Here is a 22,114-nt window from a genome sequence, read left to right as displayed (position 1 = left end):
TCCCTCTTCCGACTGACACCTGAATGGCACCAAGGGGCGAGGGATTGATGACCTGCGTCTCCCCGGTCCCGATCCCGTGCCGGGGCACGAAGCCGTTGTGGGACCATGGAGGTCGCGATGACCTCCATTCCCTCGCTTCCTCGTTCGAGCGCCGGCGGTGAACCGGTGCGTTTTTCGCATGAGGTCGCACAGGTGCTCGCCGCGCCGCTGACGGCGGGCAGCACGGACGTGGTCACCCAGCCGATGACGCGGCCCGAGGCGCCCGAGCGCCCGGTCGTCACCCCCGTCACCACCGCCACCGCGGCCGCGGAGCCGGCGCCGGATCCCGCGCCGGGACCGCGGCCGGTGTCGCTGCGCTCGGTGCTGCTCGGCGGGCTCGGCTCGGCCTTCATCGCCCTCGGCGGCGTCGGCGCGGGCGGCGTGCTGGTGCGCGACCCGCTGCTGGCCGACACCGGTTTCAGCTGGGTGCGCTTCGGCCACGGCAAGGACCTGGCCACCCTGCTGCTCTACGGCGGTCTCGCGCTGATCGTGCTGGCCTGGGTCCGGCTGGGCCGCGACGTCTGGGCGGGCCGGACCTCGGCGCGCGGGATGCTGCTGGCCATCGGCGTGTGGACGCTGCCGCTGCTGATCGCGCCGCCGCTGTTCAGCCGGGACATCTACAGCTACCTGGCCCAGGGCGCGCTGGCCTGGCAGGGCTACGACCCTTATGTGGCAGGCCCGATCGAGCTCAGCCGGGGGCCGCTGCTGGAGAACGTGAGCTGGCTCTGGCAGAACAGCCCCGCGCCTTACGGCCCGCTGTTCATCCTCATCGCCAAGGGCGTGGTCGCGCTCACCGGCGACAGCATGATCCTCGGCGTGGTGCTGATGCGGCTGGCGCTGGTCAGCGGCCTGGTGTTGCTGTGCTGGGCGCTGCCCCGGCTGGCCGTGCGGCTGGGCGGCAAGGCCCCGCTGGCGCTGTGGCTGGCCGCGGCCAACCCGCTGATCCTGGTGCACCTGGTCGGCGGCCCGCACAACGACCTGCTCATGGTCGGCCTGCTCGCCGCGGGCGTGGTCTTCGTGCTGGACCGCCGGTTCGTGCTGGGCATCGCGCTGGTCAGCCTGGCGGTCGCGGTGAAGGCGACCGCGGCGCTCGCGCTGCCGTTCCTGGTGTGGATGTGGGCGGCCCGGATGGCCGGTTCACCACGCCGCAGGCTCGGCCGCGCGGTGGCCGGCGGGCTGGCCGTGTTCACCGGCACCTTCGCGCTGACCATGCTCGCCGCCGGGGTCGGCCTCGGCTGGCTGCACGCGCTGAGCAACTCCTCCGCGGTGATCAACTGGCTGTCGCTGCCCACCGCGGCGGGCCAGCTGGTGCACGGCCTGGTCAGCGTGTTCTTCACGGTGGACGGCGGCTGGTTCCTCGGCGTGGCCAGGACCACCGGCTACCTGCTGCTGATCGCCTTCGGCCTGCGGCAGTGGTGGCTGGCCCGCACCGGCGGCAAGACCGCGGTGCACCACGCGGCCCTGGTGCTGCTGGCCGCCTCGGTGCTCTCGCCGACCACCTTCCCCTGGTACTTCAGCTGGGCGCTGGTGCTGGCCGCGGGTTTCGCCTGGTCCGGCCGCGTGGTGGTGGGCGTGGTGGCCGCCTCGGTGTGGCTGCTGCTGGTCACCTACCCCACCGGCGAGTCGGCGCTCTACGACTGGGGCTACCTGGCCGGGGCGTTCGCGGTCTCCGCGCTGGCCGCGGCCTCGCTGGTCCGCCCGGACCCGCTGCGGCTGCGCTCTTCTCCAGTCACCTGAACTGGTGACCGTGACGGCGGTGGCGCCGCCACGGTCGGCCGACGGGGGAACCTCAGAACGCCATCGCCTGGGCGCGCCGCTTCACCTCGCGGGAGCGGTCCGAGCGCAGCGCGTCGACCGGGGTGCCCGGCAACGAGTCGTCCTCGGTGAACAGCCAGCGCAGGATGTCCTCCACGGTGTAACCACCGTCCTTGAGCACGGTGATCGTGCCGGCTAGGTGCTTGACCACGCCGTTGTCGTCGAGGAAGTCCGCTGGCACGGACAACACCCGGTCACGGCGCACCGCGAGCAGCTGGCCGTCGCGCAACATCTGGTGGACCCGGGTGATCGGCAGGCCGAGGTGCTCCGCGACCGTGGGCAGCGGCAGGACCTCCACCTCGCGCTTCAGCACGTCATCGGCGGCAGGGATCGTACTCACAGCTCATCAGCCTGCCACATTCCGACTGGGTGTGCGCTGAACCACGGATTGACCCCGCTCCGTACGATCGGGTTGTGCAGACGCGGGGTTCAGTACTGACCGGCACGGTGTTGGAGCGCCGATACCGGGTCGAGGGATTGATCGCGCACGGTGGCATGTCCACGGTGTACCGCGGGCTCGACACCAGGCTGGACCGTCCGGTCGCCATCAAGGTCATGGACCAGCGGCTATCCGGCGACCGGAGCTTCCTGGACCGGCTGGAGCGCGAGGCCCGCAGCGCCGCGCGGCTGCACCACCCGTGCGTGGTCGGCGTGTACGACCAGGGCATCGACCCGACCCCAGAGGGCGACCTGGCCTTCATCGTGATGGAGCTGCTCCAGGGCGGCACCCTGCGCGACCTGCTGCGCAAACAGGGCCCGCTGCCGGTGCCGCTGGCGCTGAGCGTGATCGAGCCGGTGCTCTCCGCGCTGGCCGCCGCGCACCGCTCCGGGCTGGTGCACCGCGACATCAAGCCGGAGAACGTGCTCATCGGCAAGGGCGGCGCGGTCAAGGTCGCCGACTTCGGCCTGGTCAGGGCGATCGCCGGGGCCGGCACCACCAGCGACAGCATGATCCTGGGCACGGTCGCCTACCTCTCCCCCGAGCAGGTCGCCACCGGTGCGGCGGATGCCCGCAGCGATGTCTACGCCGCCGGCATCGTGCTCTACGAGATGCTCACCGGCGCCCAGCCCTACACCGGTGACACCGCGATCTCGGTGGCCTACCGGCACGTCAACAGCGATGTGCCCGCGCCCGGCCTGGCCAAGCCCGGTCTGCCCGCGGAGCTGGACGAGCTGGTGCTGGCCGCCACCCGCCGCGATCCGAACCAGCGCCCGGCCGACGCGGCCGCCTTCCTGCTGGCGGTGCAGCAGTTGCGGGACAAGCTGGGCCTGGCCACCGTGCCGGTCCCGGTGCCGGTCGAGGAGATCGACGAGGCGGTCACCCAGCAGATGAAGCCGGTGGTGGACGATCCGGACGCCACCGTCCGGGCGGTGCCGCGCGCCGCCGTGCCCGCCCCTGCCCCGATCGGGCCGCAGGGCACCAGGGCGATGTCCCGGGCCGAGCTCCCCCAGCTCGCCCCGGCAGCCGGTCCGCCGACCCCGCCGCGTCCCGCGCCCAGCCTGGCCGAGCAGCGGGCCAGGGAACGCGCGCGCAGCCGCCGCTCCTTCACCATCTGGGTGTCGGTGGTCGCGGTGCTCGCGGTGGCCATCGGCATCACCGCCTGGTGGCTGGGCTCCGGCCGCTGGGCCCAGGTGCCCGATGTGGCCGGGCAGACCCAGGAGACCGCGATCAGCGCGGTCAAGGCCGCGGACCTGGTGCCCGAGGTCAAGGTCGAGCACCACAACGACGTGGTCGCGGGCACCGTGATCCGCACCGATCCGGCCCGCGGCGCCGACCTGCTGCGCGGGGACAAGGTCGCCGTGGTGGTCTCCCGCGGCCGCCCGGTGGTGCCCGACGTCAAAGCGGGCATCAGCCCGCAGGAGGCCGAGGACCTGATCCGCAACGCCCAGCTGGCCCCGCGCCTGGACAAGGGCCTGGACGGCTTCAGCTCCGAGGTGCCGGAGGGCAAGGTGCTCAAGATCGACCCGCCCGCCGGCACCCCGGTGCAGATGGGCGCGGCGGTGGCCATCGGGCTGTCCAAGGGCGCGGCGCCGGTGAACGTGCCGACCGTGGCCGGGATGACCAGGGACGCGGCCTTCGCCGAGCTGCGCAGGGTGGGCCTGGAGCCGTTCGAGAAGGGCCAGGACTTCTCCGCCGACGTCGAGGGCGGCCGGGTGATCAGCTCCGATCCGGCCATCGGCGCCAAGGTGGCCAAGGGCAGCCGGGTCGGCGTGCTGCTCTCCAACGCGGTCACCATGCCCGCGCTGCTGGGCAAGACCGTCGGCGAGGTCCGGCAGTGGGCGGCCGAGCGCGGGCTGACCGTGGAGGTCCAGCACGCCTTCGGCGGCGGGGACGACTCCAGGGTGCTCGGCCAGGGAGCACCGCCGGGGACCAGGGTGCGCCCGGGGTCCAAGTTCAGCGTCACCGCGTTCCCGTGATCGGGAAAACGGGCCGGGTCACCGGGCGCGTCGGGCCGGGGCTGATCGGCGAGGTGATGGTGGCCATCCGCGGCGGGGTCGAGGCGTACTACGCCAAACCGGCCGACCCCGCCGCGACCATCGAGGTGGACGCCAGGGTGCTGGTGGTCGACTTCGAGCCGCCGCGGATGCTCTACGTGGAGCGCTGGGAGCTCCCGTAGGTCACGACCTGGACGGGCACGGAACCTTTTGCCACTGGCCGGTGTCCCACCGGGTATGACGATGAATCAGACGATTCTGATCGCGGTTGGCGGGGGCGTCGTCGGGTTGCTCCTGCTGTTCCTGCTGCTGCGACTGCTGTGGCGGGTGGCGGAGCCGAACGAGGCCATGATCATCTCCGGGTTCGGGGCCAAGGGGACGGCCGCGGACACCGCGGACAGCCTCGGCTTCAAGATCGTTACCGGCAAGGGCACCCTGGTGCTGCCCGGTTTCCAGGTGGCGCGGCGGCTCTCGCTGGACACGCACGCGGCCAACCTGCAGATCTCCTGTGTGACCAAGCAGGGCCTGCCGGTGACCGTGCGCGCGGTGGTGATCTACAAGGTGGGCGACGACTTCGTCTCCATCGCCAACGCCGCCCGCCGGTTCCTGGACCAGCAGAACGGCATGAACAACACCATCCACGAGCTGTTCTCCGGTCACCTGCGCTCGATAGTGGGCGGGCTGACCATCGAGGAGATGATCCACAACCGGGACGCGCTCACCGGCGAGGTCCGGCAGTCCTCGGCGATCGAGATGAGCAAGCTGGGCCTGGTGGTGGACTCGCTGCAGATCCAGGAGATCGAGGACGAGTCCGGCTACATCCTCAACCTGGGCAAGCCGCACGCCGCCGCGGTGGCGGCCGCGGCCCGCATCGCCGAGGCGCAGCGGGACCAGGAGGCGGCCGAGGCCGAGCAGATCGCGGCCGCGCTCAAGGCCGCCGCGCTGCGCGACAGCCGGATCAAGCAGTCGGCGTACCAGGCCGAGATCGACCAGGCCGCGGCCAAGGCGCAGCAGTCCGGCCCGCTGGCACAGGCCAGCGCGCGCCAGGAGGTCGTGGTGCAGGAGACCAGGGCCGCGCAGCTGGAGGCCGACCTGGCCGAGCAGCGGTTGCAGTCCCAGGTGCGCAAGCCCGCCGACGCCAGGGCGTATGAGACCAGGACGCTGGCCGACGCCGAGCGCGACGCGCAGATCGCCCGCGCGCAGGCCGAGGCCAAGGAGACCGAGCTGCGCGCCACCGCCGACGCGACCAGGGTGAAGACCGCCGCGATCGCCGACGCCGAGGCCACCAAGGCCCGCGGTGAGGCCAGCGCGAGCGCCACCCGCGCCACCGGTGAGGCCGAGGCCGCCTCGGCCAAGGCCCGCGGTCTGGCCGAGGCGGAGGCCGCGCGGGCGAAGGGTCTGGCCGAGGCCGAGTCGATCAAGGCGAGGGCGAGCGCGCTGGCGGAGAACCAGGAGGCCGTCATCGCCCAGCAGCTGGCGGAGAAGTGGCCGGAGATCGTGGCCGCCGGCGCGAGCGCGCTGGGCAACGTGGACCACATGGTGGTGCTCAACGGCGCGGACGGCCTCTCCGACCTGCTGGCCAAGGCGATGACCCTGGGCGGCACCGGACTGGGCCTGGCCCGCACCCTGATGCAGTCCATGGGAACCAGCCCGGCAGAACCCAACAGCGCCGAGGGCAACACTGTGAAAAAAGAGGGCGGCCTGGATCTGACCAGCTTCCAGGGGTCGAAGGAGTCCTAGGACAACGAGCCGCGTAAATATTGTGCGATTGGACGGCTCGCGCCACACAACCCGTTCGCTACCCTCAACAGACGCCGGTGGGAGGACCGGCACTGGGGAGGGGGACTGGGATGGAACCGTACGAGGAAAACGGCGCGGGCCGACCGGCCGTGGAGCACCTCTTCGGCGAACCGGCCTGGGGCGGCACGCAGCGCCCGGCCGAGCCGGAGGACGGCACCAGGACGCACGGGTTGTTCACCGACGTGGCGCATTAGCTGATCGTTGACTGCCGGGCCTGGACGAACGCCTCCATCCCGTTGAGCAGGTGGGACAGGCCGAACTCCAGGTCCGGCAGCACGTCGTTGGGCTCCGGGTAGTCCTCGGGCACGTCGAAGGCCCCACCGGCCATGATCCCGGCCAGTTCCGGGTAGCGGTCCGGGCTGACGAAGCGGCCCAGGGTGGCGGCGTAGGCGTTGGCCACCGGGCCCTCGGCGCGGTCGGTGAGCGGCCGCTGGTCGATGGAGACCTTGGCCAGGCCCTGCACCGCGGCGAAGATGAAGGTGACCACCGAAACCCGTTCGTAGCCCTCAAAACCCAGTCCGGCCAGCGCGCGCAGCCCGCACTCCAGCCAGGACAGCTGGTTCGGGCCCACCGGCGGCCGGTCGGCCTGCACCTTGAGCAGCCACGGGTGCCGCTGGCAGACCGCCCAGAACGCGTGCGCCCAGCCGGTCAGCGCGGCCCGCCAGTGCTGCCCGGCGGTCAGTTCGGCCGGCGGCGCGCCGATGGCGTGGTCCACCATCAGGTCCACCAGCTGCTCCTTGGCCGGCACGTACCGGTAGAGCGACATCGTGGTGTAGCCCAGCTCGGCGGCCACCCGCTGCATGGACAGCCCGCCAAGGCCCTCCGCGTCGGCGATGCGCACCGCGGCCTCGACGATCTTGTCCACCGACATCTTCGGCCGTGGGCCCCTGCTCGGCTGGGCCCGCTCGCCCCACAGCAGCTCCAGGCTGCGCGCCATCGCCTCGTGCTCGGCTGACATCTCCCACCCTCCCTGGCTTGACCCACATCCTAGAACTGTGTATCAAATACACAATCAGTATGCGTGATACACAGTTTGGGGGCGAGATGGATTCGGACGCCGTGATCAGCGTGTCCGGCCTGCGCAAGAGCTTCGGTTCGACACCGGTGCTGCGGGGCGTGGACCTGACCGTGCGGCGCGGGCGGATGCTCGCGCTGCTCGGTCCCAACGGAGCGGGCAAGACCACGGTGGTGCGGATCCTGAGCACCCTGCTGGCCGCCGACGGCGGCACGGCCCTGGTCAACGGGGCCGAGGTGGGCCGCCAGCCGGACCGGGTGCGCCGGATGATCGGCCTGACCGGCCAGCAGACCGCGCTGGACGGACTGCTCACCGGCCGGGAGAACCTGGTCATGCTGGGCCGCCTGCACCGGCTGAGCAGGCGCGCGGCCAAGGCGAGGGCGGCTGAGCTGCTGGCCGAGTTCGACCTGGCCGGGGCGGCCGACCGGGCGGTCAGCGGCTACTCCGGCGGCATGCGGCGGCGGCTGGACCTGGCCGCCAGCCTGATCACCGCGCCGCCGGTGCTGTTCCTGGACGAGCCCACCACCGGCCTGGACCCGCGCAGCCGCAACACGTTGTGGACCGCGATCGAGCGGCTGCTGGCCGCGGGCACCACGATCCTGCTGACCACCCAGTACCTGGAGGAGGCCGACCGGCTGGCCGACCAGGTGGTGCTGCTGGACCACGGCCGGGTGATCGCCGAGGGCAGCCCGGCCGAGCTGAAGGCCACCGTGGGCGCCGAGCGCCTGGAGCTGACCTTCGCCGGCCCCGCCGAGCTGGACCGCGCGCTGTCCGCGCTGCCGCCCGAGGCGCTGCGGCACGAGGGCGAGACGCCCCGGCTCAGCCTCGCCGTGGACAGCGCCCGGCAGCTGCGCCAGGTCCTGGAGCAGCTGGAAACCGCGGGCCTGGAGCCGACCGGCCTGGCCCTGACCCGTCCGACCCTGGACGACGTGTTCCTGTCCCTCACCGGCGCCCGCCCGGCCGCCGAGACCGTCGGAGGCGCCGCGTGAAAGCCCTGTCCTACCTCATCGACGCCCAGGTGATGATCGGCCGCAACCTGCGGCACATCCTGCGCAGCCCGGAACAGGTCGCGGTGATGTTCATGATCCCGACCACCATGCTGGTGATCTTCCGGTTCATGTTCGGCGGCGCGGTGGCCACCGGCGGCACCAGCTACGTCAACTACCTGATCGCGGGCATCCTGGTGATCAGCGTGGGCACCAACTCGATGCCCACCGCGGTCGGCGTCCGGCAGGACCTGGCCGATGGCATCGTGGACCGGCTGCGCTCGATGCCGATGCTCAGCTCGGCGGTGATCATCGGGCACGTCGCGGCCACCGTCGTGCGCACCACGGCCTCCACCGTCGTCATGGTGCTCATCGGCCTGCTGCTCGGCTTCCGGCCCCAGGCCTCGCCGCTGGACTGGCTGGCGGTCTTCGGCCTGCTCTGGCTCTTCGCCGCGGCGATGGCCTGGATCGCGGCCCTGTTCGGCCTGCTCGCCCGCACCGTGGAGGGCGCCAGCGGGCTGAGCCTGATCCTGCTGTTCGTGCCGTATGCCAGCAGCGCGTTCGTGCCCGCGCACACCCTGCCGGACTGGCTGCGCGCCTTCGTCGAGCACCAGCCGATGACGCTGGTGATGGACACCGTGCGCCCCCTGCTGCTGGGCCTGCCGACCACCGGTCAGGGCTGGCTGGCGGTGCTGTGGTGGTCGGCGATCCTGCTGCTGGCGATGCCGCTGACCGGCCGGTTGTTCCGGCGGCGCACGGCTAGCTGAACCGGTTGTATCCGGATTGGACCCCGGCTGTATCCGCCGGAGTCAGGCTCCCGGCCATGACGCGAGGACTTCTCCGGCTGGGACTGGCCCTGGCCGTGGCACTGGGTGGACTCGCGGCCGTCGCGCAACCCGCGGCGGCCGCACCCGCGTTCCAGCTCCCGTTCCCCTGCGACCAGGTGTGGGAAGGGCAGACCCGCACCAACCACAGCCCACAGAACTCCGTCGACTTCAACCGCGCCAACGACGAGGGCGACCCGGTGCTGGCCTCCGCCGCGGGGCGGGTCAGCCGGGTGGCCAACGAAGGCAGCACCTCCTACGGCCGCTGGATCGAGATCGACCACGGCGGTGGCTGGACCTCCCGCTACGCGCACCTGTCCAGCCAGGACGTCAGCGTGGGCACGCAGGTGGCCAGGGGCAGGCAGATCGGCAAGGTGGGCAACACCGGCGGCTCCACCGGCGCGCACCTGCACTACGAGCAGCGGCTCAACGGGGCCGATGTGCGGATCACCTTCAACGGCAGCCAGATCCTGTACTTCGGCAGCCGGAGCTACACCAGCCGCAACTGCGGTGGCGGCGGCAACCCGTACACCCCGGAGCAGGTCTGCGGCAGCGGCTACGGCGTGGTCGACGAGCAGGCCCTGGGCACGGTCGGCCGCACCTACCTGCTCTACAACAACAGCAACGGCAACAACTGCGTGGTGACCCTGAAGTCGGTCTCCGTGGGCACCGCGAGCGCGGTCTCGGCCTTCCTGGAGGTCCAGGGCGAGGCCCGCGGCACCGACTCGGGCAACTTCACCCACTACGCGGGACCGGTGCGCAAAGCGGCCCCCGGCAAGTGCGTGAAGTGGGGCGGCTCGGTCGGTTCCACCGCTTACACCAGCGGGTTCGAGCACTGCGGTAGCTGAGCCCCGGCGCCAACCGCAGGGAAAGTCTGTGGCGGCCGTCCCCTGGGGGTCGGCCGCCACAGACGTGCTTGTCCTCGAACCTCAGTTTGCCCAGAACCTCAGTTGCGCAGCATCTCCGCGACCAGGAACGCCAGCTCAAGGGACTGCTGGGTGTTCAGGCGCGGGTCGCAGGCGGTCTCGTAGCGACCGGACAGGTCGGCGTCGGAGATCTCCTGGGCCCCACCGAGGCATTCGGTGACGTCCTCACCGGTCAGCTCGATGTGGATGCCACCGGGATGGGTGCCCAGCTTGCGGTGCACCTCGAAGAAGCCCTGCACCTCGTCCACGATCCGGTCGAAGTGCCGGGTCTTGTAGCCGGTGCTGGCCTCGATGGTGTTGCCGTGCATGGGGTCGCACTGCCAGATGACCTGGTGGCCGGAGGCGGTGACCTTCTCCACGATGGGCGGCAGCACCTCGCGCACCTTGGAGTTGCCCATGCGCGAGATCAGCGTCAGCCGGCCGGGGGTGTTGTGCGGGTCGAGCCGCTGCACGTACTCCACGGCCATCTCCGGCGTGGTGCTCGGTCCGATCTTGAGCCCGATCGGGTTGGCCAGCAGTTCGGCGAAGGCGATGTGCGCGCCGTCGAGCTGACGGGTGCGATCACCGATCCACAGGAAGTGCGCGGACAGGTCGTACAGCTTGGGCGTCTCGCCGCTGACGTCCATCCGCAGCATGGCGCGCTCGTAGTCCAGCACGAGCGCCTCGTGGCTGGCGTAGAGCTCAACCGTCTCCAGGTTGTGGTCGGTCACGCCGCAGGCCTGCATGAAGCGCAGCCCGCGGTCGATCTCGGCCGCCACCGCCTCGTACCGCTCACCGGCGGGCGAGGAGCGCACGAAGTCCTTGTTCCAGTCGTGCACCCGGTGCAGGTCGGCCATGCCCGCGCTGGTGAGCGCGCGGACCAGGTTCATCGCCGCACCGGCGTTGGCGTAGGCGCGGACCAGCCGGGACGGGTCGTGCGCGCGGGCCTCCGGCGTGGCCACCAGCGAGTTGACCATGTCGCCCCGGTAGGTGGGCAGGCCGAGCGCGTCGGTGCCCGAGGAGCGGGGCTTGGCGTACTGCCCGGCGATCCGGCCGACCTTGACCACCGGCATGGAAGCGCCGTAGGTCAGCACGATCGCCATCTGCAGCAGCGTCCGGATGTTGCCCCGGATGTGCGGCTCGGTGTTGTCGGCGAAGGTCTCCGCGCAGTCGCCGCCCTGGAGCAGGAACGCCTCACCGCGGGCCACCTGGGCCAGGCGGTCACGCAGGCGCTCGATCTCCGGCGGCACCGTGATCGGGGGAACACTTTCGAGCACGGCGCGGACGTTGCGTACCTGCTCGGGGTCGGGCCAGTCCGGCTGCTGGGCAGCGGGACGAGCGAGGGCGTCGTCGAGACGGGTACGCAGTTCGGGTGGCAGGGGCGGCAACGCAGGAAGCGTGTCGACCGGCACGTCCACGGTCCAGTTCACGGGCCAAGGGTACGCGGTGTAGTCCAGCTCCTGCTCCCTGGTACAGCTCTCTCGCCAGGTGGAACGAAAACGTGAGAGCAGGCTCACCGAATCAATCCAGTTAGGTCAGGCTAACCTTAAACTACAGGGAGTCATCCAGAGCTGAGGGAGAACGTCATGCAGCGCCCGCTACGGGTCGCGGTCATCGGTGCGGGTCCGGCGGGCATCTACGCCGCCGACATCCTGGCCAAGTCCGACGCTGAGTCATGGTCGAACCTGACCGAGCAGTTCTCCGGTGTCAGCATCGACCTTCTCGAGAAGCTGCCCGCTCCCTACGGCCTGATCCGCTACGGCGTGGCCCCTGACCACCCCCGCATCAAGCAGATCGTGCACGCCCTGCAGCGCGTGCTGGAACGCCCGGAGATCCGCTTCCTGGGCAACGTCAACTACGGCGCCGACCTCACCCTGGACGACCTCCGCCGACACTACGACGTGGCCATCTTCGCCACCGGCGCGGAGAAGGACCGCTCCCTCGACATCCCCGGCATCGGCCTGGACGGCAGCTACGGCGCGGCCGACTTCGTCAGCTGGTACGACGGCCACCCCGACGTGCCAAGGGACTGGCCGCTGGTGGCCAACAGCGTCGCCGTGCTCGGCGTGGGCAACGTCGCCCTGGACGTGGCCCGCATCCTGGCCAAGACCGCAGACGAGCTGCTCAGCACCGAGATCCCGGACAACGTCTACCGGGGCCTGAAGGGCAGCCCGGTCACCGACGTGCACGTCTTCGGCCGCCGGGGCCCGGCCCAGGCCAAGTTCACCCCGCTGGAGCTGCGCGAGCTCGACCACTCCCCCAACGTCGAGGTCATCGTCCACCCCGAGGACATCGAGTTCGACCAGGGCAGCCTGCGGGCCATCGAGCGCAGCAACCAGGTCCGCCAGGTGGTCAAGACCCTCCAGGACTGGGCCATCCGCGACCCCGGCGCCCGCCCCCGCCGCCTGCACCTGCACTTCCTGCACCGCCCGGTGGCCATCCTCGGCGACGGCGTGGTCACCGGCCTGCGCACCGAGCGCATGGAGCTCGACGGCACCGGCGACGTCAAGGGCACCGGCGCCTTCCACGAGTGGCCGGTCCAGGCGGTCTACCGCGCGGTCGGCTACCTGAGCAGCCACCTGGCGGAGCTGCCCTTCGACCACGCGGCGGGCGTGGTGCCGAACGAGGCGGGCCGGGTCCTCGACGGCGCGGAGCAGGTGGACCGCACCTACGTCACCGGCTGGATCAAGCGCGGCCCGGTCGGCCTCATCGGCCACACCAAGGGCGACGCGCTGGAAACCGTCAACAGCATCCTGGCCGACCTGCCGAACATCACCCCGGCCCCGGAACCAAATCCGGACCGGGTCACCGAGCTGCTCGTCGAACGCGGCATCGAATACACCACCCTGGAAGGCTGGAACCGGCTCGACACCCACGAACTGAAACTCGGCCTGGCCGCCAACCGGGAACGCGTCAAGGTGGTGAGCCGCGAGGAGATGATCGCGATTTCCAGCGAAGCGGCGGATCGTTCGACTCGAATTTCGTCGAATTGAGCCAGGCATAGGCTTCTCCCAGCTCAGCCATTGACTGAGCAGGTCGGCTACTGCAATGTTGCAATACGCTTTCCGCCGCCCTGAAGACGCGGGAGAAACCTGTGCGCTCACCAGTAGGAAAGATCAAGGCCGGCTTGCTCGCCGCCGTGCTGACGGTTGCCGCTTCCGCGTCCGGTTTGGCGAGTCCGGCCTCGGCCGCCCCGGTCGGCCAGCAGAACGCCGCGCAGATCGTGGCCAGCATGGGCGCGGGCTGGAACCTCGGCAACCAGCTGGAAGCCAATATCGACGGAACTCCCGGCGAAACCGCCTGGGGCCAGCCGACCATCACGCAAGCGCTCATCGACAAGGTGCGGGCCGCCGGGTTCAAGACGATCCGAATCCCGGTCTCCTACCTGCGACACATCGGCGCCGGCCCTAACTACACGATCAACTCCGCCTGGCTGAACCGGATCCAGGAGGTCGTGAACTACGCCTACAACCGCGGCCTGCACGTGCTGATCAACATGCACGGCGACGGTTACAAGACCATCAGCAACTCCTGGCTTATCTGCGATTCTTCCGCGCAGGCCACCATCAAGGCCAAGTACCAGAAGGTGTGGCAGCAGATCGCGCAGCGGTTCCAGAACTACGACCAGCGCCTGATCCTGGAGTCGATGAACGAGAACTTCGACGGGCAGTACGGCAATCCGACGCAGCCCTGCTACTCGAACATCAACAGCTACAACCAGATCTTCGTGGACACCGTGCGGCGGGCCGGCGGGCAGAACAGCTCGCGGTGGCTGCTCGTGCCCGGCTGGAACACCAACATCGACTACACCGCGGGGAACTACGGTTTCGTGCTGCCGACCGACCAGTACCGGTCGCCCTCGATCCCGGCCAACGAGAAGCGCATCATGATTTCGGTGCACTACTACAGCCCGTGGGACTTCGCGGGTGAGGAGAAGGACACCATCACGCAGTGGGGCCGGGGGTCGACCAATCCGGCCCGGAAATCCACCTGGGGCCAGGAGGACTACCTGGAGTCCCAGCTGAAGAAGATGTACGACACCTTCGTCACCAAGGGCTATCCGGTGGTCGTCGGTGAGTACGGCTCGATCGACAAGTCCTCGGCCGACTCCTCGAACAACCGGTATCGCGCGGACTACGCGCGGGCCATCGTGTCGGTGTCGAAGAAGTACGGCGCGGCCACCGTCTACTGGGACAACGGCGAAAACGGACGGTACGGGTTCGGGCTGTTCAACCGGCGGACCCTCGCGGTGACGCAGCAGGGCATCATCAACGCGATCATGAGCGGCCTCCGGTAGCTGAGCAGCGAGAAGAAAGCGACGCTCTCCCCGTTGAGAGCGTCGCTTAGCTCAACCTGTGGAACTCAGCCGAAGAAGACCTCGGCCTCGGCGTACCGGTCCGCCGGCACGGTCTTCAGCTCGGCCGTGGCCTCGGCCAGCTTCACCCGCACGATGTCCGTGCCCTTCAGCGCCACCATCACGCCGAAGTCGCCGTCGTTGACCGCGTCCACCGCATGCAGCCCGAACCTGGTGGCCAGCACCCGGTCGTAGGCCGTCGGGGTGCCACCGCGCTGGGTGTGGCCCAGGATCACCGCCCTGGACTCCTTGCCGGTCCGCTGCGCGATCTCCTCGGCCAGCCAGGTGCCGATGCCGCCGAGCCGGACGTGCCCGAAGGCGTCCTTCTCACCGGTGAGCAGGACCTCGGCCCCGTTCTCCGGCACCGCGCCCTCGGCCACCACGATGATCGGCGCGTACTCGCGCTCGAACCGCCGCTGCACCCACTCGACGACCTTGTCCACGCTGAACGGCTTCTCCGGCACCAGGATCACGTTCGCGCCGCCGGCCAGGCCGGAGTGCAGCGCGATCCAGCCCGCGTGCCGCCCCATGACCTCCACGACCAGGGCGCGGTGGTGCGACTCGGCGGTGGTGCGCAACCGGTCGATGGACTCGGTGGCGATGTGCACCGCGGTGTCGAAGCCGAAGGTGTAGTCCGTCGCGCCCAGGTCGTTGTCGATCGTCTTCGGCACGCCGACCACGCCGATGCCGTCATCGGTCAGCCGCTTGGCCACCCCGAGGGTGTCCTCGCCGCCGATGGCGATGAGCGCGTCCACCCCCAGCTCGGCCAGGTTCTTGCGGATGGCCTCGACGCCACCCTCGACCTTGTACGGGTTGGTCCGGGAACTGCCCAGGATCGTGCCGCCGCGAGTCAGGATGTCCTCGACCTGGTCCAGGCCCAGCGGCTTGGTGTGACCCTCGATCGGGCCCTTCCACCCGTTGCGGAAGCCGACGAAGTCGTGGCCGTAGACCTCCACGCCCTTGCGGACGACCGCCCGGATGACCGCGTTCAGCCCCGGGCAGTCGCCACCACCCGTGAGCACACCAATGCGCATGTAGTGCCTCCTCTTCGCGCCGACTGTGAGCGGCGTCTCTCGCGTCACCGCCGAGTCTGCCCGCACCTGGATCGGTGCAGCAAGCGGGGTGCCGATAACCGGCAACACTTCCGGAACTTCAGGCGAAGAAGAGGAACTACCGCCGCCTGCTCAGCGGACCGCGAAGCCCTTCCGCTGGCGGGTCTGCTCCATGATCTGCCAGCGCTGGTAGTTGTGCCTGGCGTCGGCCAGCGCGTCGTGCGCGTCGGCCGGCGGGCCGGGCAGCCGGGGCTTGCCCAGGTCCTCCCAGCGCTGCCGCAGGTCCCTGGTGAACCGGGGCAGCTCCGGCGGCAGCGCGGGCATCGCGCCCCACAGCTGGGCCAGCGCCACGTGGTCGTAGGCGGCGAACCAGGCCCACAGCTCGGGCTGGTTGTCCGACTCGGTCACGAACTCCAGCAGCTCGCGGCGGATCTGGTTGCGGCTGCGCCAGTGCGGATCCGAGGGCGGGGGCAGTTTCGCGAGCACGTGCTGCCGCACCCACGGACCCGCCCGCTCGGGGTCGAACTCAGTGGACACGGCGTAGTACTCACGACCGTCCTCACTCACCACCCCGATGGAGACGAGGTCGATGGTGACCCCGTCCTCAATGAACTCACAGTCGTAGAAGAACCGCACCGACCAAGGTTAGTCGGCGCCCGTTCCGCCCCTGACCGCGACTCAGGCGGCCTTGCGCTCCGGGGTGGCCGTGGACGGCGTGGCCTGCGGCTCCTTGACCTTCGCGGCGTAGACGTCCACGTACTCCTGGCCGGACATCTCCATCAGGGTGTACATGATCTCGTCGGTGATGGACCGCTCGATGAACCGGTCCCCGCCGAGGCCCTCGTACCGGGAGAAGTCCAGCGGCGGGCCGATCACGATGCGGATCTTGTGCGGCCGCCACATCTTGGAGCCGATCGGGTTGGCCCGGTCCGTGCCGACCATGACCACCGGCACCACCGGCACGCCGGCCTCCAGCGCCATCCTGGCCACGCCGGTCTTGCCCTTGTACAGCCTGCCGTCGGGCGAGCGGGTGCCCTCGGGGTAGATGCCGAGGAGCTTGCCCTCCTTGAGCAGCCGCACGCCGGTGTCCAGCGCGGCCTGCGCGGCCATCGCGCTGGAGCGGTCGATCGGCACCTGGCCCAGCCCGCCGAAGAAGGCCCGCTTGAACCGGCCCTTGACGCCCTTGCCGGTGAAGTACTCCCGCTTGGCCAGGAAGGTGACCCGGCGCGGCACCATCAGGGGCAGGAAGAACGAGTCGGCCACCGCGAGGTGGTTGCTGGCCAGGATGGCTCCGCCGGACTCCGGGACGTGCTCAAGTCCCTGGATGGACGGACGGAAGAACAGCCGCAAGATGGGTCCGAGCAGAACCCACTTCATCACCCACCACAACACCGCGGAAAGCGCCTCCCTCAAAGCCCAGACCAGGCCGGTGTACGCCAGACTACGGAGCGAGTTCGACTGCGCACAACGGCAACGCACCCGTTGACGTGCACAGGTGACCAGACACACCCATCTTCTTCTGCCGGAAGGCCCATTCCGACGTCTGCCGGGCACGGCCCGCTCATGGGACGATGGCGGTGATGAGCAACCGCGCGGAGGAGACCAACGGACCGGAGGACGTGGACGCCGCCTTCGAGGCGATCGTCGCGGGTCTCCGCCGTGAGGGCAGCGCTCCGGAATGGCCGGAGACCCCGGAGGCCGCGGCCAAGGCCGTCGAGCCGCCGGAAGCGGAACGCGCCCCGCGCCCCGAGCGCGCGGCCGAGGAAGAGCAGCCGTCCCGCCAGGCGGCCGCGCCGCCGGAGGAGGACGAGGGCCACTACGAGCCCCCGGAGCCGCCGCCCATCCCGCCGCTGCGCCGCACCACGGCCGCGGCGCTGGCGCTGATCGGCCTTGGCGTGCTGCTGTTCTTCACCCACGGCCTGATCGGCATGCTGTGGAGCACCGCCTTCCCGCTGGGCCTGCTGCTGATCAGCGGCGGCATCGGCTGGCTGGTGGTCAACATGCGCAAGGGCCCGCCGCCGGACTCCGGCTGGCACGACGGCGCCCAGGTCTGACCCCGCGCCGCCTCGGCGGGAGGCAGGTCACAGGGGTCCGCGTAACGCGGTGAGGTGGGCCACGAACTGCGGTTTCTCGTTTGTGTACCGATTCAGTCGAGGCGTAGCCTGAGACTCGTCAGAACCGATACAGAAACGGAAGGCAGGTCCCTCTCCATGGATCAGCTCCAGGCCATGTGGCTCGCCAAGGCGCTCGCCGAGTCGAGCTGGGCGCGTGAGCAGAAGCAGCACCGTCGCAACACCACCGGTGGCCGTCGCCGCCGCCTGTTCCGCCGCAGCGGCCGCTGACCCAGCGGCGCCTGACCGGCAGCGTCGCCGGATCAGCCAGGCGTTGTCCACTTGCCGGACCCGTGCCACCGCGCCGGGTCCGTTTCGTTTTCGAACCGGGGCTCAGACCCTGGCGACCAGGTCTGCGGCCAGCGCGGCCGCGCCGACGATGCCCGCGTCGTCGCCGAGCTGGGCCGGGCGGATGCGGGCCAGCGGGCGGTGGCCTGCTCCGGTCACCTGCCGCGCATAGTGCTCGCGGGCCTCGTCCAGGAACAGCGGCGCGGACTCCGAGACCCCGCCGCCGATCACCACGACCTCCGGGTCGTAGACGTCGGCGACCAGGGCCAGGCCCTCGCCGAGCCAGCGGGCCAGCTCACCGAAGGCGCGCAGCGCCAGCGGGTCGCCCTCGCGGGCCGCGCCGGCCACCGCGCGGCCGGTGATGGTGCGGCCGTCACGCAGCGGCTCGCGGGCCAGCACGGTGGACAGGCCGGGCTCGTTGGCCAGCAGCTCCACCGTGGTCGCGGCCAGCGCGGTGCCCGAGCAGTAGCGCTCCCAGCAACCCCGCTTGCCACACGGGCATGGGCGGCCGTCCGGCACCACCCGCAGGTGGCCCAGTTCCGGCGCGACGCCGTGCGCGCCGCGGAAGACCTCGCCGTCGACCAGCAGCGCGCCGCCGATCCCGGTGCCGAGTGCGACCATCACCGACACCCGCGCGCCACGGGAGGCGCCGAAGCGGTACTCGGCCATGGCCGCGGCGTTCGCGTCATGCTCCAGCACCACGGGCAGCCGCAGCTTGCGGGTCATCCGGTCCGCGACCGGGGCCTGCCGCCAGGCCAGGTGCGGGGCGAAGCGCACGCCGCGCCGGTCCTCGGTGACGAACCCGGCGACCGCCAGGCCGACCGCGCACACCTCGTGCCGCTCGGTCAGCTGGCCGACCACCGAGGCGATGGCGTTCTCCAGCGCGTCCTGGCCGGCCGGGGTGGCGGTGCGGGCGGTGTCCAGCACCGAGCCGTGGTCGTCGACCACCCCTGCCCGCACCGTGGTCCCGCCGACGTCGATGCCGACAGTCAGCACTCCCGCTCCACCGTGATCCGCTGTACCCGGGGCGCGCTCGGCGCTTCAGTCCCAGGCGACCCGGCGGGCGGCGGCGTGGCGCCGACGTCCTGGCCCGGCGCCGCGGGCACCCGCTCCTCCATGGCCGCGCGCAGCGTGCCCAGCAGCCCGGCCAGGTGCTCGGCCGCGCGCACGGCCAGCTCCGGCCGTTCGCCGCGGGCCACCGCGATGGCCGCGCACAGCGGGCACCAGCCGCAGCTGGCCGGACTGTGCTCGTCGCCGGGCTGCTCGGCGGCGAGCTTGCGCAGCCAGGGCACCGCCCGCTCGGCGAGGGCGTCCAGCAGCAGCCTGGCCTCCTCGGCCAGCCGGTTCTGTCCGTCGCCGGTGTTGTTCTGCTCGTTCATCGCCTCACCGCATCCAGAGCCGGGGGTCGGGCCGGAACCGCACGGTCAGCCCCTCGGTCCCGGCGGCCGCGCCGGTCACCTCGCACCGCCGCAGCACCGCGGGCAGCGCGACCAGCTTGCGCCTGCCGTCCACCGTGACCACCAGGTCGTCGTCCACCCGCGCCAGGTCCACTGAGGACTCGGCCAGCAGCGGCAGCGCCAGATGCAGCTCGTAGCGGGCCTCCAGGCCACGGCCACCGCCGCTGACCGAGACCAGCGGCGGCCGGTCGGCCCCGGCCAGCGGGTCGCCCTCGCCGTAGAGCTCGGCGGCCAGTTCCAGCAGCGCGGGCACCCCGACCGGTTCGGCGGCCCGGTGCTCCACGATCCGCACCGGCACGTCGGTGGCCTCGTGCAGCTCGGCCAGCACGGCGTCCTGCTCGCCGCGGCGGGTGCGCAGCCACTGGGCCGCGGCGCCCCGGCCACCGGCGCCCAGGTCGGGCAGCACCCGGTTGGCGATGAGTCCGTCCACCCGGATGCCTTGCAGCGCCAAGGCGGTCAGCGTGCGCCGGGTCTCGGCGGCGACCACCCGCTCCGGGGTCAGCACCAGCCGGACGCTGGTGTGCTCGGGGCTCACCAGCAGGTCGCGCAGGGCCTCCAGCCGCACCGCCAGCCTGCCCAGCGCCTCGGCCGCGGCGTCCCACTTCTCCACCGTGGCGCTGCCCGCGACACCGGCGAGCAGGCCGCGGACCACCCTGCGGTGGGTGGGGAAGAGTCGTTCCAGGTAGCCGGCGAAGGCTTCGGGCAGCGCGAGCAGGCGCAGCGTCTCGGCGGTCGGACCGCAGTCCACCACCACCGTCTCCCATGGCCCAAGGCGCGCGGCGCGCTCGACCTCGGCGAGGGCCAGCAGCTCCTCCACGCCGGGCAGCACGGTCAGCTCCTCGGCGTCCAGCTCGTCCACCCCGGCGCCGGCCAGCACGGTGTGCAGGTGCCCGCGCAGCTCCTGCCAGGCCCCGTCGACCAGGCCACGGGCGTCGATCTGGGCCGCGTACAGCCCGTTCGCGCCCTCCACCTCGGCGGGCGCGGAGGTCAGCGGGGCGCCGAGGGCGTCGCCGAGGGAGTGCGCCGGGTCGGTGGAGACGACCAGCGCTTTGTGGCCGCCTGCCGCGAGGCGGGCGGCCGTCGCGGCGGCGAGGGTCGTCTTGCCCACCCCGCCCTTGCCGGTGAACAGCAGGACACGCACGAGTGACGATTCTCCGGGACGCCGGTTCAGCCCGCGCTCTCGACCCGTCGCTTGAGGTTCTTCAGCGCGATATCCATGATCATCTTCTCCGCCTTGCGCTTGAACAGCCCGATCATCGGGATGGCCAGCTCGACGGTGAGCGAGTAGGTGACCTTGGTGCCGGCACCCTCTTCGGCCAGCTGGTAGCGGCCGTTCTGGGCCTTCTGCATGGTGCCCTTGACCAGGTTCCAGCCGAGCGAGCGGCCATCCTCGCTGTAGTCGTAGGCGAGCACGTACTCGTCCTTGAACGCGCCGGCGTCCACCTTGAACCGGACCTGGCTCGGCCGGCCCGCCCCGTCGGTCTCCAGCACCTCGACGGACTTGAACTGGTCGGCCCAGTCGGGATAACTGACGAAGTCGGCGATCACCGCCATGATCTCCTCTGGCGAGGCGGCGATGACGATGGACTGGGTGGACTGGTCGGCCATAGCCGGGAGGTTACCGCGTTCGGGGGTCACCACCGCAGCACGTAGGGCCGCTCCCGCCGCTGGAAATGACCCACGTTGACGCATTCCGTCCGCCCGATCCGCATCCGCTGCGCCAACGGCTGGTGCACGTGCCCGAACACCGACCACCGAGGCCGGTCCCGGTCAATGAGCTCCAGGATCGCCGAGGAGCCCAGCTCGGCCCGCCGCGCCACCACGTCGTAGGTCAGCTCGGCCCGCGCGGGCGGGATGTGCGTGCAGAGCACGTCGACCGCGCTGAGCTCCAGCACCGCCTCGCCGAACTCCTCGGCCGAGCGGAGGTAGGGCAGCCACGGCGCGTTCCGCGGCAGCGAGGTGCCGGGCAGCAGCAGCGCCCCACCGGCGAACCCGAACCGCAGCCCGCCGATCTCGGCCACGTCCCCGTCCAGCACCTGGAGATCGGACCCGGCGAACTCCTTCCACAGGTACGGCAGGTCGACGTTGCCGGGCGTGGCGTAGGTCGGCGCGGACATCGCCCCGAACATGGCCGCGTACTGCTCCCGCGCCGCCTCCTCGATCACCGCCGCCGCGTCCGCCAGCCCAGCCCACAACGACCGGACAAAGGCCCCAGCCTCGCCCCGCCGCCCGCCTTTGCGCAGCTCAGCGAACTGCCGGACCTTCTCCGCGCCGAACACCGCGCCGAAGATGCCGCGCTCGTGGTTGTGGTAGTCGACGAAGTCCAGCAGGTCCCCGAGCACGACCAGCGCGTCCGCTCCGTCACCGGCACGGGCCAGCGCGTCGGCGTTGCCATGGACGTCGGAGACCACGTGAACTCGCACGGAACGACTTTAGGCGAGCGGCGGGATCAGTTGAGGCGGCCCAGGTCGATCGTGACGGGGAAGGGCACCGTGGTGGTGAAGGTGCCGGTGACCCGGGAATCGTCCTGGTACCCGAACTCCTCGGTGAGGTGACAGGCGACCAGGGACATCGGCTCGACGATGTCGAGAATCCAGTAGTGCGGGATACCCGCCTCGGCGTACTCGGTCCGTTTGGCCACGTTGTCGGTGCGCCGGGAGCCAGGCGAGACGACTTCCACCACTACGAGCACTTCACTGGCGCGGATCATCCCGCCCTCTGCCCGCACCCGCCGGCGCGCGTTCCGGTCGACGACGATCAGGTCCGGCCGCCGGGAGGAACCCGGCCCGCCTGGCGGCGCGAACTCAAGATCGATGTCGATGTCCTGGATCACTTCCAGATCGGCCGGGAGTTGCGGTTTGAGCTGGTCCCGCAGCTCCGCCGAGGCGACGTTGTGATCGGGCACCGGGCTCGGCGACATCAGCAGGCGGCCTTCCAGGAGTTCGGTGTAGCCGTGTTCGACTTCACCCAGCGCGAGATACTCCTCGATGGTCAGGAGGTGAAAAAAACCGGTCTCCGGAAGTGCCGTCACA

At 70.9% G+C, this 22,114-nt stretch carries 24 protein-coding genes; 12 read left to right on the top strand and 12 right to left on the bottom strand.

Going from position 1 to position 22,114, the window contains the following annotated elements; genetic code table 11:
* The first annotated feature begins 165 nt into the window (after positions 1-165).
* Positions 166-1,776, top strand: coding sequence for a polyprenol phosphomannose-dependent alpha 1,6 mannosyltransferase MptB (mptB, locus tag M8C13_RS38830; RefSeq protein WP_252485810.1), 1,611 nt, complete (start codon positions 166-168; stop codon positions 1,774-1,776).
* A 52-nt stretch (positions 1,777-1,828) separates the two neighbouring features.
* On the opposite strand, the gene M8C13_RS38825 is transcribed toward mptB, so the two are convergent.
* Positions 1,829-2,194: an Rv2175c family DNA-binding protein gene (locus tag M8C13_RS38825; RefSeq protein WP_252485809.1), complete on the bottom strand. Its 366-nt coding sequence runs from the start codon at positions 2,192-2,194 to the stop codon at positions 1,829-1,831.
* Between the two features lie 74 nt (positions 2,195-2,268).
* On the opposite strand from M8C13_RS38825, the gene pknB reads away from it, so the two are divergent.
* The 4 genes from pknB (at position 2,269) to M8C13_RS38805 (ending at position 6,284) form a co-directional block, all read left to right on the top strand.
* Positions 2,269-4,272, top strand: a complete 2,004-nt coding sequence (gene pknB, locus M8C13_RS38820) for a Stk1 family PASTA domain-containing Ser/Thr kinase (protein ID WP_252485808.1) — start codon at positions 2,269-2,271, stop codon at positions 4,270-4,272.
* The gene (locus M8C13_RS38815) at positions 4,269-4,472 is read left to right on the top strand and encodes a hypothetical protein (protein ID WP_252485807.1); all 204 of its coding nucleotides are present in this window, start codon (positions 4,269-4,271) and stop codon (positions 4,470-4,472) included. The genes pknB and M8C13_RS38815 overlap by 4 nt, the downstream gene beginning before the upstream one ends.
* Before the next feature lie 61 nt (positions 4,473-4,533).
* Positions 4,534-6,030, top strand: a complete 1,497-nt coding sequence (locus M8C13_RS38810; RefSeq protein WP_252485806.1) for a flotillin family protein — start codon at positions 4,534-4,536, stop codon at positions 6,028-6,030.
* Between the two features lie 110 nt (positions 6,031-6,140).
* On the top strand, positions 6,141-6,284 hold the full coding sequence (locus M8C13_RS38805; RefSeq protein ID WP_252485805.1) for a hypothetical protein: 144 nt from the start codon (positions 6,141-6,143) through the stop codon (positions 6,282-6,284).
* Here M8C13_RS38805 and M8C13_RS38800 read toward each other — a convergent pair.
* The gene (locus M8C13_RS38800; RefSeq protein WP_252485804.1) at positions 6,281-7,048 is read right to left on the bottom strand and encodes a TetR/AcrR family transcriptional regulator; all 768 of its coding nucleotides are present in this window, start codon (positions 7,046-7,048) and stop codon (positions 6,281-6,283) included. The genes M8C13_RS38805 and M8C13_RS38800 overlap by 4 nt on opposite strands.
* An 86-nt stretch (positions 7,049-7,134) precedes the next feature.
* Between M8C13_RS38800 and M8C13_RS38795 the strand changes: the two genes are divergently transcribed.
* From M8C13_RS38795 to M8C13_RS38785, 3 genes are read left to right on the top strand one after another with little or no spacing between them, the layout of a single operon-like run.
* Positions 7,135-8,094: an ATP-binding cassette domain-containing protein gene (locus M8C13_RS38795; RefSeq protein WP_252485803.1), complete on the top strand. Its 960-nt coding sequence runs from the start codon at positions 7,135-7,137 to the stop codon at positions 8,092-8,094.
* On the top strand, positions 8,091-8,858 hold the full coding sequence (locus M8C13_RS38790) for an ABC transporter permease (RefSeq protein WP_252485802.1): 768 nt from the start codon (positions 8,091-8,093) through the stop codon (positions 8,856-8,858). The genes M8C13_RS38795 and M8C13_RS38790 overlap by 4 nt, the downstream gene beginning before the upstream one ends.
* Positions 8,859-8,914: 56 nt before the next feature.
* Positions 8,915-9,763 (top strand): M23 family metallopeptidase, encoded by an 849-nt coding sequence (locus tag M8C13_RS38785; protein WP_252485801.1) that lies wholly within the window; start codon positions 8,915-8,917, stop codon positions 9,761-9,763.
* Positions 9,764-9,861: 98 nt separating this feature from the next.
* On the opposite strand, the gene M8C13_RS38780 is transcribed toward M8C13_RS38785, so the two are convergent.
* Entirely contained in the window at positions 9,862-11,250 is a 1,389-nt protein-coding gene (locus M8C13_RS38780; RefSeq protein WP_252485800.1) for a class II 3-deoxy-7-phosphoheptulonate synthase, read from the bottom strand.
* A 183-nt stretch (positions 11,251-11,433) separates the two neighbouring features.
* On the opposite strand from M8C13_RS38780, the gene M8C13_RS38775 reads away from it, so the two are divergent.
* A complete protein-coding gene (locus tag M8C13_RS38775; RefSeq protein ID WP_252485849.1) occupies positions 11,434-12,813 on the top strand; it encodes a pyridine nucleotide-disulfide oxidoreductase in 1,380 nt (459 codons plus the stop codon).
* Positions 12,814-12,914: 101 nt separating this feature from the next.
* The gene (locus M8C13_RS38770; protein ID WP_252485799.1) at positions 12,915-14,117 is read left to right on the top strand and encodes a glycoside hydrolase family 5 protein; all 1,203 of its coding nucleotides are present in this window, start codon (positions 12,915-12,917) and stop codon (positions 14,115-14,117) included.
* A 65-nt stretch (positions 14,118-14,182) separates the two neighbouring features.
* Here M8C13_RS38770 and M8C13_RS38765 read toward each other — a convergent pair whose 3' ends face one another.
* From M8C13_RS38765 to M8C13_RS38755, 3 genes are all read right to left on the bottom strand, one after another.
* Positions 14,183-15,208, bottom strand: a complete 1,026-nt coding sequence (locus M8C13_RS38765) for a 6-phosphofructokinase (protein WP_252485798.1) — start codon at positions 15,206-15,208, stop codon at positions 14,183-14,185.
* A gap of 150 nt (positions 15,209-15,358) precedes the next feature.
* Positions 15,359-15,862 (bottom strand): polyadenylate-specific 3'-exoribonuclease AS, encoded by a 504-nt coding sequence (locus M8C13_RS38760; protein ID WP_252485797.1) that lies wholly within the window; start codon positions 15,860-15,862, stop codon positions 15,359-15,361.
* A gap of 42 nt (positions 15,863-15,904) precedes the next feature.
* The gene (locus M8C13_RS38755; protein ID WP_256510434.1) at positions 15,905-16,603 is read right to left on the bottom strand and encodes a lysophospholipid acyltransferase family protein; all 699 of its coding nucleotides are present in this window, start codon (positions 16,601-16,603) and stop codon (positions 15,905-15,907) included.
* A gap of 203 nt (positions 16,604-16,806) precedes the next feature.
* On the opposite strand from M8C13_RS38755, the gene M8C13_RS45190 reads away from it, so the two are divergent.
* Complete coding sequence (locus M8C13_RS45190) at positions 16,807-17,280, top strand: hypothetical protein (protein WP_305884048.1); 474 nt, start codon at positions 16,807-16,809, stop codon at positions 17,278-17,280.
* Positions 17,281-17,436: 156 nt separating this feature from the next.
* Positions 17,437-17,568, top strand: coding sequence for a hypothetical protein (locus M8C13_RS44885; RefSeq protein ID WP_256510433.1), 132 nt, complete (start codon positions 17,437-17,439; stop codon positions 17,566-17,568).
* A gap of 102 nt (positions 17,569-17,670) precedes the next feature.
* Here M8C13_RS44885 and M8C13_RS38745 read toward each other — a convergent pair whose 3' ends face one another.
* From M8C13_RS38745 to M8C13_RS38720, 6 genes are read right to left on the bottom strand one after another with little or no spacing between them, the layout of a single operon-like run.
* Positions 17,671-18,621, bottom strand: coding sequence for an ROK family glucokinase (locus tag M8C13_RS38745; RefSeq protein ID WP_252485796.1), 951 nt, complete (start codon positions 18,619-18,621; stop codon positions 17,671-17,673).
* Complete coding sequence (locus tag M8C13_RS38740; protein ID WP_252485795.1) at positions 18,615-19,004, bottom strand: hypothetical protein; 390 nt, start codon at positions 19,002-19,004, stop codon at positions 18,615-18,617. Before M8C13_RS38740 ends, M8C13_RS38745 begins: the two co-directional genes overlap by 7 nt.
* 4 nt (positions 19,005-19,008) lie before the next feature.
* On the bottom strand, positions 19,009-20,223 hold the full coding sequence (locus tag M8C13_RS38735; protein WP_252485794.1) for an ArsA family ATPase: 1,215 nt from the start codon (positions 20,221-20,223) through the stop codon (positions 19,009-19,011).
* A gap of 26 nt (positions 20,224-20,249) precedes the next feature.
* Positions 20,250-20,690 (bottom strand): SRPBCC family protein, encoded by a 441-nt coding sequence (locus tag M8C13_RS38730; protein WP_252485793.1) that lies wholly within the window; start codon positions 20,688-20,690, stop codon positions 20,250-20,252.
* A 26-nt stretch (positions 20,691-20,716) separates the two neighbouring features.
* A complete protein-coding gene (locus tag M8C13_RS38725; protein WP_252485792.1) occupies positions 20,717-21,505 on the bottom strand; it encodes a metallophosphoesterase in 789 nt (262 codons plus the stop codon).
* Between the two features lie 26 nt (positions 21,506-21,531).
* Positions 21,532-22,113 carry a Uma2 family endonuclease gene (locus tag M8C13_RS38720; protein ID WP_252485791.1) on the bottom strand — a complete coding sequence of 194 codons (582 nt, stop codon included), beginning with the start codon at positions 22,111-22,113 and terminating at the stop codon, positions 21,532-21,534.
* Position 22,114: the final 1 nt, after the last annotated feature.

The sequence above is a fragment of the Crossiella sp. SN42 genome, from assembly GCF_023897065.1.
Lineage (GTDB): Bacteria > Actinomycetota > Actinomycetes > Mycobacteriales > Pseudonocardiaceae > Crossiella.
This window is presented reverse-complemented; position numbering and strand designations above follow the sequence as displayed.